The organism is Kitasatospora sp. NPDC093558 (assembly GCF_040683475.1).
In the GTDB taxonomy this organism is placed as follows: Bacteria; Actinomycetota; Actinomycetes; order Streptomycetales; family Streptomycetaceae; genus Kitasatospora.
This window is the reverse complement of sequence record NZ_JBFBDY010001311.1, coordinates 1-1,161: the sequence shown is the minus strand read 5'-3', so window position 1 is coordinate 1,161 and position 1,161 is coordinate 1. Positions and strand designations below refer to the sequence as shown.

1 protein-coding gene is annotated in these 1,161 nt (G+C 70.2%); it reads right to left on the bottom strand.

Features of this window, described 5'->3' with window-relative positions; genetic code table 11:
- Positions 1 to 152: 152 nt before the first annotated feature.
- Positions 153 to 1,049, bottom strand: coding sequence for a TauD/TfdA family dioxygenase (locus AB0O00_RS40595; protein ID WP_363659678.1), 897 nt, complete (start codon positions 1,047 to 1,049; stop codon positions 153 to 155).
- Positions 1,050 to 1,161 lie beyond the last annotated feature (112 nt).

The window sequence follows — 1,161 nt, the reverse complement described above, 5'->3', positions numbered from 1 at the left end:
CGGGTGGCGGTCCTCCGGCCCGGGGTGCGCAGCGAGGCGACGAGCCCGTTCACGTACGCGTCGAAGTCGGCGGGTTCCGTATGCGGACGTGCGCACCTGTGTCTCCGTCATCTCCGAGGTCGTGGCTTGCGTGTCCGGGCGGCGCCCGCCGCTCAGTCCCGGCCCGTGCTGTAGGCGGAGGTGTCGCCGCGCAGGGCCACGCTGGGCCGGCCGTCCACACCGACCGGCGTGGGGGCCACCACGGTGACCCGCTCGCCGCGGCGGTACTGGTTGCCGTAGTCGTAGATGGCGTAGTGCGCCGTCGCCTGGTTGTCCCAGATGGCGATGTCGCCGACCCGCCACTGCCAGCGCACGGTGTGCTCCGGCTTGGTCAGGTACTCCTGCATGACCCTGATCAGGTCGCGGGAGGCCTGCGGGGCGTACCCCACGACCCGGCGGGCGAACCCGCCGAGCAGCAGTGACCGTTCGCCCGTCTCGGGGTGGACCCGGACCGCGGGGTGCTCGGCCTCGTACGGGGTCGAGATGTAGGCCCCGCGCTCGATGACGGTGTCGTCGGTGAAGTCGCAGTCGTTGCTGTGGACGATCCGCAGCTGGTCGGCGAACTGGCGCAGCTCCGCCGGCATGCTGGCGTACGCGGTCGCGGCGTTGGCCCACACGGTGTCCCCGCCCACCGGGGGGATCACCTTGCTGTGCAGGAACGCGAATGCCGGCGGGCGCTCGATGAACGTGACGTCCGTGTGCCAGTGGTTGGCGCGGGTGCCCTGCTTGGAGTCCATCTCCCGCAGGTTCGGGCGGCCCTCGGGGGCGTCGTAGATCGGGTGTCCGAGCGTCAGCTTGCCGAAGCGCGAGGCGAAGGCGGTCTGCGCGGTGTAGTCCAGGTCCTGGTCGCGCAGGAACACCACCTTGTACTGGAGCAGGGCCGCGCGGATCCGGGCGATCGTCTCGTCGCTCAGCGTGCCGGCCGCGTCGACGCCGCCGATCACGGCGCCGACGTTCCCGGTCAGCGCAGTGACCGTCACACCGGTTTGCGCCTGCAGGGTCTCAGTCATGGCTTTTGCCTCCCGTGGGGCTCCGGTTCACCGGATGCCGTTCCATTGTGGCAAGAGGTTGCCATAATTGTGACTCGCCTGGCAATGTGTGTGCCATGGAGCTCCCGACGAC